Genomic DNA, 16,039 nt, shown 5'->3' on the forward strand with positions numbered 1-16,039 from the left:
CACACCTGACCGGTGACGGCTTGAAAATGTCACAGGCACCCTCCGGGATCGTGTAAGCTTTTGGAGGTGGTTCGGCCGGACTGCAGAGATGGAATGTCCTGGATATACGGGAGATAACATCGAGGCGGAGAACGGCGGAACTGACGGGCTGTAGCGCAGCTTGGTAGCGCACTTGACTGGGGGTCAAGGGGTCGCAGGTTCAAATCCTGTCAGCCCGACCAACAAAGACACAGGCTAAAGGCCGCTTCCGGAGAAATCCGGAGGCGGCCTTTTGCTGTTAACCGGCCGTGGTGGTATCGGGGATGGCCGCGGGGAAAGCTGCGCGGAGCGCCGCAAGCAGCCGGCCGAAGATCTCATCCTCGCTTCCCATGCCGTCGACGCTCAGGAGGATCCCGCGCCGTGAGTAGGCTGCGGCCACGGGCTCGGTCTCATGGTGGTATAGCTCCAGGCGGTGCCGGATCACGTCCTCGGTATCGTCGCTACGTCCGGTCATGGTGGCGCGGTGCAGCAGACGGCGGACGAGTTCGGGATCGTCAACCGTCAATTGGAGTGCAACGTCCAGCTCCTGCCCGTTGGCGGCAAGGATGATGTCGAGTTCAGCCAGTTGCGCCGTGTTTCGGGGATACCCGTCCAAAAGGAACCCGGCCCTGACGTCATCCTGGTTCAGGCGATCACGCACCACCCGGTTCGTCAGGGTGTCGGGCACCAGGTCGCCCGCGTCCAGATGCACGCTGACTTCCCGGCCGAGCGGCGTCCGGTTCTTCACGTGGTCGCGGAAGACCTCGCCAGTGGACACTCCGGTCATGCCGAGGCGCCGGGACAACCGTTCGGCCTGGGTGCCCTTGCCGCACCCCGGCGGGCCCATAATCAGCATTCGCATCATTGAGACACTCCCTGTTGAGACATCTCCCTATTTCAGGAACTTTGACGTCCGGCGGTCGGCCAGGATCTTTCCCTTCGTCTGGCACGTCGGACAATACTGCAGGGCGGTGTCGGCGAAGGAGACCTCCCGGACCGTGTCCCCGCATACCGGGCAGGCCTCGCCGGTCCGGGCGTGAACTCTCATGTGGCTGCGCTTGGCGTCCTTGAGTTCCGACGGCGCCTTGCCCTGGGCGTCCTGCAGGGCGGTCCCCAAAATGCCGTGGATGGCGTCATATAGGCCCTGGACCGCGTTTCGGTCCAGGGACTTGGCAGTCGCGAAGGGTGATGTCCTGGCTGCGTGCAGGATCTCGTCGCTGTAGGCGTTTCCGATGCCGGCGATCACGCTCTGGCTCCGCAGCAGGCCCTTCACCTGCTGGGAGCTGGACCCAAGGATCTGCACCAGGGTATCGACGTCGAATCCTGGACTGAAGGGATCTGGTCCCAGCGCCGCGATGCCGGGAACGTCGTGCGGGTCCCGGACCACATAGACCGCGAGGCCCTTTTTCGTGCCCGCCTCTGTCAGGTCCACGCCGAGCGGGCCGGACGCGCCGGAGAATGACAGCCGCACCGCGATGGGTCCCTTGCCCATTTTCAGCTGGATGTCAGTGGGGGTCTCGGTGAAGCGGACCCAGCCGGCCCTCGCCAGGTGGAAAACAAAATACAGCCCGTCGGCCTCCATGCTGATGAACTTGCCGAAGCGGCGGACTCCGGTCACTGCCCGGCCCTCAAGTTCGGAGAACGGGGGATCGGCCGTCTTGAGCACCGCTACCGAGGCGATCTGGATCTTTGTGACGGCGGCTCCGCGCAGGTGCTCGTCGAGAAAGTCCGTCAGGGCCGCCACTTCCGGAAGCTCGGGCATGGCTTAGCCTTGATCGGCTTTGCTGTCGAGGCCCCGCACGTCTCTTTTCAGAACGGCTGCCTGTGCAAGTTCTGTCATGGCACCATCATGGCAGAGTCCTCCCGGGCGCCGGCCGCATCTGCCTATACTTTCAGCGGCGGGCAGTTCGATTGGCCGCCGTGACATTGGTGATTGACCCGATGAAAGGCCCGTCATGAGCATCATTCCCGAAGAGCTGTCCTACACCGCAGAACACGAGTGGGTTTCGGCCCCGAACGCCGACGGAGTCGTGCGCGTGGGCATCACCGATTTTGCCCAGGACGCCCTCGGGGACGTCGTCTACGCCCAGATGCCCGAAGTAGGCACCGCGATCAAGGCAAACGACGTCGTCGGCGAAGTCGAATCCACCAAGAGTGTGAGCGACATCTACGCCCCCGTCTCGGGCGAAGTGGTGTCCCGGAACGAGTCGCTGGATACGGATTCGGCCCTGATCAACTCGGATCCGTACGGCGAGGGCTGGCTGATTGAAATCAAGCTGGCCGAGCCCGACGCCGTCGAGTCGCTCCTCAGTGCGTCGGAGTACGAACAACAGGTAGGCTAAAGGAAACGGTCTACGGGCCGGGCCGTTGCAATTAGATCGACGGCCCGCCCGGGGCCGTACCGGATCTGCCAGGCATTTCCGGACGGCATGCGTTGTTTGCAGGCGGGACACCTGCAACGAATGGAGGATTCAATGTTTGGGCACGAACGGAACGCCACAGGTGACCGTCGCGGCGCGCGTGGAGTGAAAGCTTCGGAGACCACGTCGATCAACCTCACCCCGGTGCGCGACGAACCCACCATCCCTCCGAAGGTTTCCGCCGACGAGCGGACGGCCGTCGAGTCGTTGCCGTTTGGTTCCGCCCTGCTGATCGCCCACTCCGGGCCGAATAGCGGCGCACGCTTCCTGCTGGATTCAGATATCACGACGGCGGGCCGCCACCCGGACGCCGATATTTTCCTCGACGACGTCACGGTTTCACGCCGCCACGTCGAATTCCGCCGCACGGCACGCAGCTTCGAAGTTGTGGACACCGGAAGCTTGAACGGCACTTACGTAAATCATGACCGCGTCGACAGCGTTGAGCTGAAGTCCGGCAACGAAGTGCAGATCGGGAAGTTCCGCCTCACCTTCTACCTGAGCCCTGCCCGCGCAGCAGGCAACAACTGATTCCGGGGTAGCTGCCTGTGGCAATGGCACAAGCGGAACGGCGCGGACCCCAGGTCCTGAACATCGGGGAAGTCCTGGCTCAACTGAGCGACGATTTCCCTAACATGACCGCGTCGAAGATCCGGTTCCTTGAGGAAAAGGGCCTCATCAACCCGCAGCGGACACCCGCCGGGTACCGGCAGTACGCGGAGAGCGACGTCGAGCGCCTGCGCTTCGTGCTGTCCTTGCAGCGCGACCAATACCTCCCGCTGAAGGTCATCAAGGACTACCTTGACGCGATCGACCGCGGCGAACGCCCGGACAACCTGCCCCCGGGCGTCACGGTCTCTCCACGGATCGTGTCCGCGGAACTGGCCTCCGAGCTGCAGAACCGGGTGCGGCGGCTGAGCGAAGAACAGCTCCGCACCGAGTCCGGTGCCAGCGTTCCCCTGCTTGAGTCGCTGTTGAGCTATGGCCTGATCGGACACGTCAACGGCAAGTTCGACGAAAATGCCCTCCAGGTGGCCCGCGCCTGCGTGCAGTTGGAGACCCACGGCCTGGAACCACGTCACCTGCGGCCCTTCCAGGCAGCCGCCGACCGTGAATTCGGCCTCGTGGAGCGTGCGGTGGCGACCCTGACCTCGCGGAAGGACGCCGCCTCCCAGGCCCGCGCCGCCGAGGCTGCGCGGGAACTTAGCGAGCTGTGCCTCTCGCTGCACCGGGCCCTGGTCCAGGACCGCATTTCGAGAATGGACATCTGATGATCGAGGTGGAGATTGTAGGCGTGCGGATCGAGTTGCCGTCCAACCAGCCGCTGGTCCTGCTTAAGGAGATCCACGGGGAACGCCACGTGCCGATCTGGATCGGCACCCCGGAAGCCAGCGCCATTGCCCTGGCCCAGCAGGGTGTGGTCCCGCCGCGGCCCATGACCCACGACCTGCTGGTGGACGTCGTGGAGTCCCTGGGGCACAACATCGTCAGTGTCAACATCGTGGCGGTGGAAGACAACATCTTCTATGGCCAGCTCCAGTTCGAGAACGGCACCACCGTCAGCTCCCGGGCGTCCGATGCGCTGGCCCTCGCGCTGCGCGCAAAATGCCGGATCTGGTGCGCCGACGCCGTCATGGACGAGGCCGGCGTCCGCATCACCGAACACGACGAGGGCGAGGATACCCACCCCGGCCCGGCCGTGGATGAAGAAGGCGAGCTGCGGCGCTTCCGCGAGTTCCTCGACGACGTCGAACCCGAGGACTTCGCCGGCTGAGCCGGTAACAGCCTCCGTTAAGGTTAAAGTCGAGGATGAAACTTTCGACACGCCCCCCGAATAAGCCGAACGTCTTTGACCTTGGGCTTCGGCGGGCCTAACGTCGGAGGTACAAGTTCCCATTGCATACAACAGCCGCGCAAGTCACACTGGAATGTGCAGCCCGGCTAATTACACGGATGATCTTTGCTCCGTGTGTTGGTAACTCAGCCGGTCAGCTGACCGGTGATGCTGCACCTTCCCTCGGGGAGCCATGACAAGGAGGATCCACGTGAGTCCGAAAGGCGAAGCGGGCGAGCTCAAGCACCCCTCGACGGCTGGCGTAGCCGTACCCGCCAGCGGTGCCCAGGGTCTGCTGTTCACCGAGGATCTTCCCGTCCTGGACGAAGACGCGGGCTATCGCGGGCCCACCGCTTGCAAGGCCGCCGGCATCACCTACCGCCAACTGGACTACTGGGCCCGGACCGGGCTCGTTGAACCCGCCGTGCGCGGTGCCGCCGGATCGGGCTCGCAGCGGCTCTATGGCTTCCGGGACATCCTGGTCCTCAAAGTCGTCAAGCGGCTCCTGGATACGGGCGTCTCACTCCAGCAAATCCGCACGGCCGTTGAACACCTGCGCGAACGTGGCGTCGAGGATCTGGCCCAGATCACGCTGATGAGCGACGGCGCCAGCGTCTATGAGTGCACCTCGGCTGACGAGGTCATCGATCTCGTGCAGGGCGGACAGGGAGTCTTTGGTATTGCCGTGGGCAGGGTCTGGCGTGAAGTCGAGGGCAGCCTCGCGGCGCTTCCCAGCGAACACGCCGCGGTCCAGTCCTTCCCCGACGACGAACTCAGCAAGCGCCGGGCCACCCGTAAGACCGGCTGACCTGGATAACCCAGACACACACAGCAAAGGCCGCCTTCTTTCGGAAGGCGGCCTTTGTTGTCTGTCCCCGGCTGCTGCCTGTCCAGGCGCAGATGCCGGAAGCGGGCCTAACGCTGGCTGCGGTTGCGGACGCTGCCGGTGGACTTCAGCAGGCTCGCCAGCAGCGCATCGAACAGCGCCGCGGCGTTCTTTGCCGAGTCGCCGGGCCAGTGGTGAATGGAGTGGGCAGCGCCCTGGATCTGCTGCCAGTTGGCCTGTTCCGGGATGTGCGGGGCGAGAAGCAGGTCACCGAACATGGACTGCATCTCCGACAGCCTGAAGGTGTGCTCGGCGGAACCGCTGCGCACCCGGTTGGCGACAATGCCCGCAGGGGTCAGGTTCGGGGCGAATTCCTTGCGGAACAGCTGGATCGCCCGCATCGTGCGCTCCGTGCCGGCAACGGAGAAAAGCCCGGGTTCTGCCACCAGGGTGACTTTGTCGCTGGCGGACCAGGCCATCCTGGTGAGTCCGTTCAGTGACGGCGGGCAGTCAACCAGAACCAGCTCGTAGCCGCTGGCTCCGGCCAGCACCGCGGAGAGCCGGCGCAGGTCGCGGCGGCCAAGGTCCGGCCGGTCGTAGATGCCGGTGTAGGCGGAACCGACGGCAACATCCAGTACGGCGGGGGCGGAGCCGTTGTTTCCCGCCCGCTCCACCCAGCCGCTGGGAACGACGTTCTCGGCCAGGCGCGCGCGCCGGGGTGCCTTGAGCATCCTGCCGATATCCAGCTGGTCCGTCGGCCGGACTCCTAGGGCAGTGCTCGCATCCGCATGGGGGTCAAGGTCGACGACGAGGGTGGGGATGCCGGCGGCCATCGCTGCGGACGCCAATCCGGTGGTCACCGATGTCTTACCGACACCGCCTTTGAGGCTGCTGATGCTGACTACTTGCACGTGAAAAACCAATACCTAACGCCGGTTGCCGGGACGGGGTCCTGCCGGCTCCTGCGTTCTAAGGAGCCGGGGCGAGCATGCGCCACCCACACCCTCATCATATGTTGACCGTCCGTCGATTCCAGTCTCATCGGGTGGAGGGGCGGCAGATCGTCCGGAAGCACTCGCCGGCCGGCCGGCGGTCTTGCGCGCAGGGGTCCTACGTGACGCATAATGCTGTGATGGTGGCCACAATGATTTGTGTTTGGCTACGCCGGTCTTAGACACTGTGAGCACTTACCGATACGCCCGCAATGATGCAGGAGAAGTATGTTTTCCAAGATTCTGGTGGCCAACCGCGGCGAAATCGCGATCCGTGCCTTCCGCGCCGGCTACGAGCTCGGCGCCAAGACTGTAGCCGTGTTCCCCAACGAGGACCGTAATTCGATCCACCGCCAGAAGGCCGACGAGGCGTATCTGATCGGCGAAGAGGGCCATCCGGTCCGGGCATACCTCGACGTCGACGAGGTAGTGCGTGTGGCCAAGGAGTCCGGGGCCGATGCCATCTACCCCGGTTACGGTTTCCTCTCCGAGAACCCGCGCCTGGCGCGGGCCGCTGCCGAAGCCGGCATCACCTTCGTGGGTCCGCCCGCTGAGGTGCTGGAACTGGCCGGCAACAAGGTGGCCGCCCTTGAGGCTGCCCGCAAGGCCGGCGTCCCCGTCCTGAAGTCCAGCCAGCCGTCCAAGGACCTCGACGAACTCATCGCCGCAGCCGACGAGATCGGCTTCCCCATCTTCGCCAAGGCCGTTGCCGGCGGCGGAGGCCGCGGGATGCGGCGCGTGGATACCCGGGAGGGCCTGCCCGAGGCCCTGAAGGCGGCAATGCGTGAAGCAGACGCCGCCTTTGGTGACCCTACGATGTTCCTCGAACAGGCCGTGCTGCGCCCCCGGCACATCGAGGTCCAGATCCTGGCCGACGCCGAGGGCAACGTCATGCACCTCTTCGAGCGTGACTGTTCCATCCAGCGCCGCCACCAGAAGGTCATCGAAATCGCCCCGGCACCGAACCTGGACGAAGGCATCCGGCAGGCGCTCTACCGCGACGCCGTGAAGTTCGCCAAGGCGCTGAACTACGTCAACGCCGGCACCGTAGAGTTCCTGGTCGACACGGTCGGGGAGCGCGCCGGCCAGCACGTGTTCATCGAAATGAACCCGCGCATCCAAGTCGAGCACACCGTGACGGAGGAAGTGACCGACGTCGACCTCGTCCAGGCCCAGCTGCGCATCGCCGCCGGCGAGACCCTCGCGGACCTGGGCCTCTCGCAGGAGACCGTCCAGCTCAAGGGCGCAGCCCTGCAGTGCCGCATCACCACCGAGGACCCCGCCAACGGCTTCCGGCCCGACGTCGGCAAGATCACCGGCTACCGCTCCGCCGGTGGCGCCGGTGTCCGGCTCGACGGCGGCACCGTCTACTCGGGTGCCGAGATCAGCCCCCACTTCGACTCGATGCTGGTCAAGCTCACCTGCCGCGGCCGCGACTACCCGGCCGCCGTGGCCCGGGCCCGCCGCGCCTTGGCGGAGTTCCGCATCCGCGGGGTGTCCACCAACATCTCCTTCCTCCAGGCCGTGCTCGACGATGCCGACTTTGTGGCCGGCAACGTGGCCACCTCGTTCATTGACGAACGCCCCCAGCTGCTGAAGGCCCGGGTCTCCGCGGACCGCGGCACCAAGTTGCTGACCTGGCTTGCCGAGGTCACCGTCAACAAGCCCAACGGCGAGCTCACGGTCCACAGCGACCCCGCCGACAAGCTGCCCGCGACGGACGACTCCGCGGCCCCGTCAGGCTCCCGCCAGCGGCTCCAGGAACTGGGACCGGAAGCGTTTGCCCAGGCCCTGCGGGCCCAGGACGCCGTGGCCGTCACGGACACGACGTTCCGGGACGCGCACCAGTCCCTGCTTGCCACCCGGGTCCGGACCCGCGACCTGGTGGCGGCCGGCCCTGCCGTGTCCAAACTCCTCCCGGAACTGCTCTCCGTCGAGGCCTGGGGCGGCGCTACGTACGACGTCGCCCTCCGGTTCCTGGGCGAAGACCCCTGGGACCGCCTGGCCGCGCTGCGCAAGGCGCTGCCGAACGTCTGCCTGCAGATGCTCCTGCGCGGCCGCAACACCGTGGGCTACACGCCGTACCCGGAAGAGGTCACGGTCGCATTCGTTAATGAGGCCGCCGCAACGGGCATCGACATCTTCCGCATTTTCGACGCCCTCAACGATGTCAACCAGATGGCCCCGGCCATCCGGGCCGTCCGCGACACAGGCACTGCCGTCGCGGAGGTCGCCCTGTGCTACACGGCGGACATGCTGGATCCCGACGAAAAGCTCTACACCCTCGACTACTACCTCGAGCTGGCCCAGAGGATCGTCGACGCCGGCGCGCACATCCTGGCCATCAAGGACATGGCCGGGCTGCTGCGCCCGGCGGCCGCCGCGCGCCTTGTCGGTGCCCTGCGCGAACGGTTCGACCTTCCCGTCCACCTGCACACCCACGACACCGCAGGCGGCCAGCTGGCCACACTGCTGGCTGCCGTGGACGCCGGCGTGGACGCGGTGGACGTGGCGTCGGCCTCGCTCGCCGGCACCACCAGCCAGCCGTCGGCCTCGGCGCTCGTGGCCGCGCTGGCCCACACCCCGCGCGACACCGGACTGAGCCTCGCGAACGTGTGCGCGCTGGAGCCCTACTGGGAAGCCGTGCGGCGGGTCTATGCACCCTTCGAGTCCGGCCTGCCGGGCCCCACGGGACGCGTCTACCAGCACGAGATCCCCGGTGGCCAGCTCTCCAACCTGCGCCAGCAGGCAATGGCGCTGGGCCTCGGAGAGCGGTTCGAAGCCATCGAGGACATGTACACGGCGGCGGACCGGATCCTTGGCCGGCTCGTGAAGGTGACGCCGTCCTCGAAGGTAGTTGGCGACCTCGCCCTGCACCTCGTCGGCCTCAATGCCGATCCCGCGGACTTCAACGAGAACCCGCAGAAGTACGACATCCCGGACTCGGTGATCGGATTCCTCTCCGGCGAACTGGGCGACCCGCCCGGGGGCTGGCCGGAACCCTTCCGCACCAAGGCGCTGCAGGGCCGCACCGTCAAGGTCCGCGACGTCGAGCTCAGTGCCGAGGACAGCGCCGCGCTGGGCTCCGATTCCAAAACGCGGCAGCAGACCCTCAACCGGCTGCTCTTCGCGGGTCCGACCAAGGACTACCTGAAGAGCGTCGAAACGTACGGCAACCTCTCGGTGCTGGACACGCGCGACTACCTCTTCGGGCTGCAGCGCGGCGCGGAACATGAGATCGAGCTGGAGAAGGGCGTCCGCCTGATCGCCTCGCTCGAAGCGGTTTCCGAACCGGACGAGAAGGGCATGCGCACCGTCATGTGCACCCTCAACGGCCAGTCCCGCCCGGTGGTGGTCCGCGACCGTTCCGTGGTCAGCAATGTCAAGGCGGCCGAACGCGCCGACGCCACCCAGCCGGGCCAGGTGGCTGCCCCCTTCGCGGGTGCCGTCACCCTGACTGTCAAGACCGGTGACACGGTCAAGGCAGGCGACACCGTCGCCACGATCGAGGCCATGAAGATGGAAGCCTCGATCACGACGCCGGTGGCCGGCACCGTGTCGCGGCTCGCCATCAGCGCCGTGGAACAGGTCCAGGGCGGGGACCTGCTCCTGGTCGTCGAGTAACGGGGGCCTGAACACCGGGCTCCGGCCCGGAGCTGGACGAAAAAAGGGGACCCTCCGCCGGTGTGGCGGAGGGTCCCCTTGCTGGTGTCTTTACGCGTGGGTGGGACGCGGGGAGCTGTACATCTCCTCGATCACGTCCTCGAAGTCCTTCATGACCTGGGCCCGCTTGACCTTCATGGACGGCGTCAGGTGGCCGGAAGCCTCGGTGAAATCGGCCGGCACAATGCGGAATGACTTGATGGCTTCGGCCTGCGATACCGACTGGTTGGCGGAATTGATGAGCTCCTGCACCGCGGCCTTGATGACCGCGTTGCCGGTCGCCTCAGCGAGGCTGGTCGACGCGGGCAGGCCGTGGCGGTTCAGCCAGCCGGGCAGGGCCTCCTCGTCGAGGGTGACGAGGGCGCCGATGAACGGGCGGTTGTCGCCGACCACGAGCACCTGGGAGACGAGCGCGTCGGCGCGGATCTGGTCCTCGAGCAGGGCAGGCACGACGTTCTTGCCGCCGGCGGTGACGATGATTTCCTTCTTGCGGCCCGTGATGGTCAGGAACCCCTGCTCGTCCAGCTGGCCGATGTCGCCGGTGCGCAGCCAGCCGTCCTCGAAAGCGTCCCCGGAGAGGTCGTCACGCTGGTAGTAGCCGTGCATGACGCACACGCCCTTGGCGAGGATTTCGCCGTCGTCCGCGATCCGGACGGCGTTCCCGGGAATCGGGGCGCCGACGGTGCCGATCCGGATCAGCTCCGGCGTGTTCACCGTGACCGGGGCCGTGGTCTCGGTGAGGCCGTAGCCTTCCAGGATCTGCATGCCGATGCCCTGGAAGAAGTGCCCGAGGCGTTCGCCCAGCGGGCCGCCGCCGGAAACGGCGTGCGCCACGTGCCCGCCCATCGCGGCGCGGAGCTTGCCATAGACGAGCTTGTCGAACACCGCGTGCTTGACCTTGAGCCCGAGGCCGACTTTGCCGCTCTGCCGGGCCCGCGAGTACTCAATCGCGGTGTCCGCGGCGCGGTGGAAAATGGCACCCTTGCCGCCGTCTTCGGCCTTGGTCAGGGCCGAGTTATAGACCTTCTCGAAGACCCGCGGTACCGCGAGGATGAAGGTGGGCTGGTAGCTCTGCAGGTCCGGCAGCAGGTGCTTGATGTCCGGGGTGTGCGCGACGGTGACGCCGGCCGCCACCGCCAGCACCGAGATGAAGCGCGCGAAGACGTGCGCCAGCGGCAGGAACATGATCGTCTTGGCAGTTTCGTTCACCACGAGGCCGAGCGAGGTGGCCAGCACGTTCTCGGAGAGCTCCACGAAGTTGCCGTGCGTCAGTTCGCAGCCTTTGGGGCGGCCAGTGGTGCCGGAGGTGTAGATGATCGTGGCGATGTCTGTCAGGCCCGCCGTGCTGCGCCGGGCTTCCAGCTCTTCGTCGCTGATCCCCGCGCCCGCCGCACGGACCTCATCCAGGCCGGTGCCCTCGAGTTGCCAGACGTGCGCCAGCGAGGTCAGGCCTTCGGACGTCGCGGCCTGGCGGATGATGTCCTCGTGGTGGGCGGATTCGCCGAAGGCGGCCACGGCGCCCGAGTCACCCAGGTTCCAGGCGACCTGGGACGGGGAGGAGGTCTCGTAGATGGGAACCGACACGGCGCCGGCAAACCAGATGGCGAAGTCGATGAGCGCCCATTCATACCGGGTGCGGGACATGATGCCGACCCTGTCGCCGGCGGCGACGCCGCTGGCCATCAGGCCCTTGGCGAGCAGTGACACGTCGGCCATGAAATCAGTGGCCCGGACGTCCTGCCACTGGCCCGCAGCATCAAGGCGAGAGAACAGGGCCGGATTCGACGCCTTGGCGGCCTGGCGCAGCACCAAGTCCGTGACGTTCCATTCCGGGGGGACGATCACCTGTGGCGGGACACTGATTTCTCGCACGATAGCTCCTCTGATATCCATAGACCCGCAGCGGGTATTGCTAAGCCTAGTATGTGGCTGCGCCGATTGTGTCCCGTACCACTACTCGCCGGTAACTTTATGGTTAAACAGGTCTCGACCGGCAGCGCCTTGGACCGGGAGGTCCGCGGAATCGGGCCGCCCGGCGAATAGAATATGGAACCATGCACACACCGATGCCCGGCCCGCAGCCCGCCCCCTACCGCAGGCCTGCCGCCTGGCGGCGACGGATCCGGGACGGCGCGGCCGCGGGAACCGCTGGAGCCGTCGCGGGGCAGGGGCTGCGTGAGCACCTGAGGCTCGGGCGGAAAGGTCTCGCCATCGGCGTGGACATCGGCGGCACCAAAGTCGCGGCCGGGGTGGTCGACGCCGAGGGCAGGATCCTGAGCCAGGCCAGGCGCTCGACCCCGGGCAATGACCCCCGGGCAGTGGAACAGGTCATCGTGGAACTCGTCGAGGAACTGGGCCGGGGGCACCGGATCTGGTCCGTCGGGATCGGTGCCGCCGGCTGGATGGACCTCGACGGCGGGACGGTGCTGTTCAGCCCGCACCTGGCCTGGCGCAATGAGCCGTTGCGGGACAATCTGCAGCGGCTGCTGCGCCGTCCCGTGCTGCTGACCAACGACGCCGATGCGGCCGGCTGGGCGGAGTGGCGCTTCGGGGCCGGGCGGGGGGAGAACCGGCTGGTCTGCATCACGCTTGGCACCGGCATCGGAGGCGCGATGGTGATTGACGGTCGGCTGGAGCGCGGCCGCTTTGGCGTGGCGGGGGAATTCGGCCACCAGATCATTCTGCCCGGGGGCCACCGGTGCGAATGCGGCAACCGCGGCTGCTGGGAACAGTACGCCTCCGGCAATGCGCTCGGCCGGGAGGCCCGCGAGCTGGCGGCCGCCAACTCGCCGGTGGCCCAGGAGCTGCTCAAGGCCGTGGACGGCCGGGTGGACAGCATCACGGGCGTGATCGTCACGGATCTGGCCAAGGCCGGGGATCCCACGTCACGCGAACTCCTGGAAGAGGTTGGCGAGTGGCTCGGGCTGGGGCTGGCGAACCTGGCCGCAGCGCTGGATCCGGGAACCTTCGTCATCGGCGGCGGCCTCTGCGACGCCGGCGAGCTGCTCGTGGCACCGGCCCGGAAAGCCTTCGCCAGGAACCTGACCGGACGGGGGTTCCGTCCGGCGGCGCGGATCGAACTCGCGGCGCTCGGTCCCAATGCCGGCCTGATCGGGGCAGCGGACCTGTCCCGGGTCAGCAGCCGCATGCACAGCTAAGGCGCCCGGAGAGCTAAGGCAACAGCGCGGCAACAGCACAGCCAGGGAGGACCCGTTCTAGACGCGGGCGCCGTCGTCGTGCTCGTCCTTCTCGCCCGGAAGCTTCATGATCAAAAAAACCACCGACGCTGCAAAGGCCGCGACGATACCCAGGATGGCCATCAGCGGGGCGGAGCGCCAGAACATGGCGGACATCAGGAGGGCGATCGGGCCGCCGACGGCGCCCAGCCAGGCCAGCACTGTCATCGGGTCCGCGCCGGCCAGGCTGGGCGGCTCCTCCGGCACGAAGGCACCGTCATCGTCGTCGGCCTCGTAGTCCCGGGGCCCGGCCAAAGCCTCCGGATCGTCAGCAGAATCCCGGGCGGAGGAGCCCGGGCCCGGCCCGCCTGTTGGGTCCGGCGTTCGGGCAAGCCGTTCCTTGGCGGAGAGCTCGATAGGCGGGGCTCCGGAGAGTCCCAGGGGGTCGAAGTCGCTGAACGGCCGGGCCGGAGCGGCGTCCCCGGCGGGGTCGCCGGCTGCTTTGTCCTTCGGGTCTGCCGGGCCGGGGCCGCCTTCAAGCCTGGCCACAAGGTCCAGCCAGACGGCGTCGTCCTGGTTGGCCCCTGAATCCGGCGAGGTGGGGTCCGGTCTAGTCATCTGCCGTGTCCTTTGGGCTAGCGTGGGCCGCGTCCGGCGTGCCGGCGGCAACTGCCGAGCGGATAAACTCCGCCGAGCCGCGGAAGATCTCGGGCGCATCGTTGTCCATGGTAGCCACGTGGTAGCTGTTTTCGAGCCGGATGACCTCCAGCGGGGCGTGGGTCAGCCCCCGGCGCAGCGCCAGCATGCTCGAATCGGAGACCACATGGTCCACGGCGGAGCGGTAGACCCGGACCGGCGCGGTGATCCGTGGCAGCAGCCGCACCGTGTCCTTGAACATCTTGTTGAGCTCATGCGCGGCGGCCACCGGGGTGCGGGGATAGGCGCCCTCATTGATCCCTTCCTTGAGGATGTCGTTGGCGATGGCCGGTGTGCTCTTGAGCACGAGCTTGAGGATGCCGGCCAGCGGGGCGCGGGGGTCGTCAATCACGAGACCGGGATTCACCACCACGACGCCGGCCACGGGACGGGTGGCAGCGATCCGGAGCGCCAGGGCACCGCCCATGGACAAGCCGGCTACAACGATGTGCTCGCACTCGTCCGCCAGGTCGAGGTACGCCGCGTCGAGGGCGCCGTGCCAGTCCTGCCACCGAGTGCGGGCCAACTCCTGCCAGCTTGTGCCATGGCCGGGGAGCAAGGGCATCCGTACGGCGTAGCCGGCGTCGGCCAGGGACCGTGCCCAGTCCCGGACGCCGTGCGGACTGCCGGTGAAGCCGTGGGACAGCACGACGCCGGTCCGGGGGCCAGCGCCGGTGAACTGGGCGCTGAACGGCGTATGGTCGGGGCTTGTGCTCATGGGCTCTCCGGTGCTGTTGTGGCCGACGGCGGGGAAGCCGACGCGGACGCTGCGGCTGCGTGCCGCAGGAAGAATCGGCTGGAATGTTCAAAGATCAGCGGCGCATCGACGTCGAGCGTGGCCACGTGGCCGCTGTTCCGCAGCGGGACCACCTCCACGTCGCGGGAGCCAAGACGGCGCCGGAGCAGCTCCAGGGAGGACGGCGGGACCACGATGTCCGTGTCCGACTTGAAGACAAGGGCCGGGGCCTCGACGCCCGGGAGCTCCCTTACTGTGGCCCGGAACAGTCGGCTCAGCTGGTGGACGGCCGCCAGCGGTGTCAGTGAGTAGTCGCCGTCCTCGGTGGGCGCCGCCGTCGGGTTCTGTTCCTGGACCGGGACCGTGGTCCGCTGCAGGTACTTCAGCAACCCGATGTACCGCACCCTGCGGTCGTAGAAGCTCAGCCCCGGGTTGACGACGGCGACTCCGGCGACCTGATGCCGGGCCGCGGCGTGCAGGGCGATGGTGCCGCCCATGGAGAGCCCCGCTACGAAGCACTCCCGGGTTTCCGCGGCCAGTTCCTGGTATGCGGTTTCGAAGGCGGTGTACCAGTCCTGCCAGCTGTGGCGGGCAAGGTCGCGCCAATCGGTGCCGTGGCCGGGCAGCAGCGGAACGGACACGGCGAAGCCCTGGTCGGCCAGATGTTGGGCCCAGGGAAGGATGCTGAGGGGGCTGCCGGTGAAGCCGTGGCAGATCGCCACCCCGATGCCCGCGTTGGCGCCGTGGCCGGGGTAGCTGAACGCTGCGGGCGCCAGGGGAGTGCTGCTTCCGGTCATGTGCCCATGGTGTCACTGTTCGGCGCAAAACTCACTAGAGTAGGGTGTCATTGAAGTGCTGGCCGGACCCGACGAAGGGCCCGCCGGACGCCTTCCGGAGAGGTACACCCGTGTTTTATTGGTTCATGAAGACGTTCGTTCTCGGGCCGGTGCTGAAGACGCTGTTCCGGCCCTGGGTCAAGGGCCTGGATAACGTTCCCGGCGAGGGCGCGGCCATCATCGCCTCGAACCACCTCTCCTTCTCGGATTCCATTTTCATGCCCCTCATGGTGCCCCGCCCCGTTGTGTTCCTGGCAAAATCCGAGTACTTCACCGGCAAGGGAATCAAGGGCAAACTGACGGCGGCCTTTTTCCGGCTGACCAACCAACTGCCGATGGACCGTTCCGGGGGAGCGGCCTCGGCCCAGTCGCTCGACGCGGGCATGGCCGTGCTGAAGAACGGCTCGCTCCTGGGGATCTATCCCGAAGGCACCCGCAGCCCGGACGCGCGGCTGTACCGCGGCAAGGTAGGCGTGGCACGGCTGGCCCTGCAGGCACGGGTCCCGGTGGTCCCGGTGGCCATGATCGGAACGGACAAGGTCCAGCCCATCGGCAAGCGGGTGCCCAATATCCGGCGCATCGGGATGATCTTCGGAGAGCCGCTCGACTTCAGCCGTTACTACGGCATGGAAGATGACCGGCTGATCCAGCGATCTGTCACTGACGAGATCATGTATGCCCTGATGCGGCTCTCCGGCCAGGAATACGTGGACGAATACGCCGCCGCCGTCAAGCTTCGGCTAGCCGGAAAAGTAACCGGAAAGCCTGAAGACGGAGCTAAGGGCGACAGGGCAACACCCGGTAGTGTGTGACGGCCTCCGGGCGGTCAATGACGGACGGCT

15 protein-coding genes and 1 tRNA gene are annotated in these 16,039 nt (G+C 66.9%); 9 read left to right on the forward strand and 7 right to left on the reverse strand.

The window, feature by feature from the left end; translation table 11 throughout:
- The first annotated feature begins 144 nt into the window (after positions 1-144).
- A tRNA-Pro gene (locus tag OM977_RS07335) sits at positions 145-221 on the forward strand.
- A 56-nt stretch (positions 222-277) separates the two neighbouring features.
- Here the strand turns inward: OM977_RS07335 and OM977_RS07340 are convergent.
- Entirely contained in the window at positions 278-883 is a 606-nt protein-coding gene (locus OM977_RS07340) for an adenylate kinase (RefSeq protein WP_264356832.1), read from the reverse strand.
- A 27-nt stretch (positions 884-910) separates the two neighbouring features.
- Entirely contained in the window at positions 911-1,780 is an 870-nt protein-coding gene (locus OM977_RS07345) for an Fpg/Nei family DNA glycosylase (protein ID WP_264356833.1), read from the reverse strand.
- A 193-nt stretch (positions 1,781-1,973) separates the two neighbouring features.
- On the opposite strand from OM977_RS07345, the gene gcvH reads away from it, so the two are divergent.
- From gcvH to OM977_RS07370, 5 genes are all read left to right on the forward strand, one after another.
- The gene (gene gcvH / locus OM977_RS07350) at positions 1,974-2,360 is read left to right on the forward strand and encodes a glycine cleavage system protein GcvH (protein ID WP_264356834.1); all 387 of its coding nucleotides are present in this window, start codon (positions 1,974-1,976) and stop codon (positions 2,358-2,360) included.
- A 132-nt stretch (positions 2,361-2,492) separates the two neighbouring features.
- Positions 2,493-2,969 (forward strand): FHA domain-containing protein, encoded by a 477-nt coding sequence (locus OM977_RS07355; protein WP_264356835.1) that lies wholly within the window; start codon positions 2,493-2,495, stop codon positions 2,967-2,969.
- A gap of 23 nt (positions 2,970-2,992) precedes the next feature.
- Entirely contained in the window at positions 2,993-3,709 is a 717-nt protein-coding gene (ftsR, locus tag OM977_RS07360) for a transcriptional regulator FtsR (protein WP_264356836.1), read from the forward strand.
- Positions 3,709-4,212 (forward strand): bifunctional nuclease family protein, encoded by a 504-nt coding sequence (locus OM977_RS07365; RefSeq protein ID WP_264356837.1) that lies wholly within the window; start codon positions 3,709-3,711, stop codon positions 4,210-4,212. Before ftsR ends, OM977_RS07365 begins: the two co-directional genes overlap by 1 nt.
- A gap of 271 nt (positions 4,213-4,483) precedes the next feature.
- Positions 4,484-5,080 carry a MerR family transcriptional regulator gene (locus OM977_RS07370; RefSeq protein ID WP_264356838.1) on the forward strand — a complete coding sequence of 199 codons (597 nt, stop codon included), beginning with the start codon at positions 4,484-4,486 and terminating at the stop codon, positions 5,078-5,080.
- Positions 5,081-5,187: 107 nt separating this feature from the next.
- Here OM977_RS07370 and OM977_RS07375 read toward each other — a convergent pair whose 3' ends face one another.
- Positions 5,188-6,009 carry a ParA family protein gene (locus tag OM977_RS07375; protein ID WP_264356839.1) on the reverse strand — a complete coding sequence of 274 codons (822 nt, stop codon included), beginning with the start codon at positions 6,007-6,009 and terminating at the stop codon, positions 5,188-5,190.
- 309 nt (positions 6,010-6,318) lie between these two features.
- Between OM977_RS07375 and OM977_RS07380 the strand changes: the two genes are divergently transcribed.
- Positions 6,319-9,714, forward strand: coding sequence for a pyruvate carboxylase (locus OM977_RS07380; RefSeq protein WP_264356840.1), 3,396 nt, complete (start codon positions 6,319-6,321; stop codon positions 9,712-9,714).
- Positions 9,715-9,804: 90 nt separating this feature from the next.
- Here OM977_RS07380 and OM977_RS07385 read toward each other — a convergent pair whose 3' ends face one another.
- Entirely contained in the window at positions 9,805-11,625 is a 1,821-nt protein-coding gene (locus tag OM977_RS07385) for an AMP-dependent synthetase/ligase (protein ID WP_264356841.1), read from the reverse strand.
- A gap of 182 nt (positions 11,626-11,807) precedes the next feature.
- On the opposite strand from OM977_RS07385, the gene OM977_RS07390 reads away from it, so the two are divergent.
- On the forward strand, positions 11,808-12,911 hold the full coding sequence (locus OM977_RS07390) for an ROK family glucokinase (protein ID WP_264356842.1): 1,104 nt from the start codon (positions 11,808-11,810) through the stop codon (positions 12,909-12,911).
- A 57-nt stretch (positions 12,912-12,968) separates the two neighbouring features.
- Here OM977_RS07390 and OM977_RS07395 read toward each other — a convergent pair whose 3' ends face one another.
- From OM977_RS07395 to OM977_RS07405, 3 genes are read right to left on the reverse strand one after another with little or no spacing between them, the layout of a single operon-like run.
- Entirely contained in the window at positions 12,969-13,547 is a 579-nt protein-coding gene (locus OM977_RS07395) for a hypothetical protein (protein ID WP_264356843.1), read from the reverse strand.
- Positions 13,540-14,343: an alpha/beta hydrolase gene (locus OM977_RS07400; RefSeq protein ID WP_264356844.1), complete on the reverse strand. Its 804-nt coding sequence runs from the start codon at positions 14,341-14,343 to the stop codon at positions 13,540-13,542. The genes OM977_RS07395 and OM977_RS07400 overlap by 8 nt, the downstream gene beginning before the upstream one ends.
- Complete coding sequence (locus OM977_RS07405) at positions 14,340-15,158, reverse strand: alpha/beta hydrolase (protein WP_264356845.1); 819 nt, start codon at positions 15,156-15,158, stop codon at positions 14,340-14,342. The genes OM977_RS07400 and OM977_RS07405 overlap by 4 nt, the downstream gene beginning before the upstream one ends.
- Positions 15,159-15,268: 110 nt before the next feature.
- On the opposite strand from OM977_RS07405, the gene OM977_RS07410 reads away from it, so the two are divergent.
- Positions 15,269-16,009 carry a lysophospholipid acyltransferase family protein gene (locus tag OM977_RS07410; RefSeq protein ID WP_264356846.1) on the forward strand — a complete coding sequence of 247 codons (741 nt, stop codon included), beginning with the start codon at positions 15,269-15,271 and terminating at the stop codon, positions 16,007-16,009.
- Positions 16,010-16,039 lie beyond the last annotated feature (30 nt).

This window comes from Pseudarthrobacter sp. MM222, from assembly GCF_947090775.1.
Classification (GTDB): domain Bacteria; phylum Actinomycetota; class Actinomycetes; order Actinomycetales; family Micrococcaceae; genus Arthrobacter.